A 606-nucleotide genomic window follows, 5' to 3' on the forward strand; every position below is an offset into this window, starting at 1 on the left:
GGTTGAAGTGTTCCTTCAGGCGATCGCTGTCCGGCGTGATGTAGGCTGCTTCGGCCAGGGTGCGCAGCGCCCATGCCTGGCCGCGCACCTGTTCCGGACGCAGCAGGCCCTTGATGTTCTCGCGGTAGCCGGGATTCGAATTGAACAGGTTGTACATGCCCCAGAACTGCAGCTCTTCCAGGAAGAAGTGGTCGCCCGTCAGCATGTACGGCAGGTAGGCGAAGGCTGGCTGGTGCGAGACGTCATGGGTGTAGGGCGTCTTGCAGTTATTTGCATTGGCGCAGGCCGGGAAGGCTTCTGCCTTTCTGGTTGCCGGATTGACGGTGTCGCCCGGAGTGCCAACCAGGGTCATATAGGGATAGTCGATCAGGCTCACTGGCTGGCCGGTGTTCTTGTCGCGGTAGTGGGCCGAGAAGCTGCCGGCCTGCTCGGCCGTGCCGAGGGTGACGTCGCGTGCGCGGCGGTCCATGCTCAGCAGATGGACGACCGACCATTGCGGCATCAGGCCGATGTCGTCGCGGCCGCCGGTGGTCGGCATGTAGGGCGCGGCCAGGCCTACGCCCATCGGCTCGATCGCGGCGCCGGTCCAGCGCTTGTTCAGGTCGG

Annotated in this window: 1 pseudogene; it reads right to left on the reverse strand. The window is 64.7% G+C overall.

The features are described from left to right. Positions 1-606: pseudogene (locus LQ564_RS25755) on the reverse strand (hypothetical protein); the annotation flags it as partial.

Source organism: Massilia phyllostachyos (assembly GCF_021044825.1).
Taxonomy (GTDB): Bacteria; Pseudomonadota; Gammaproteobacteria; order Burkholderiales; family Burkholderiaceae_D; genus Telluria; species Telluria phyllostachyos.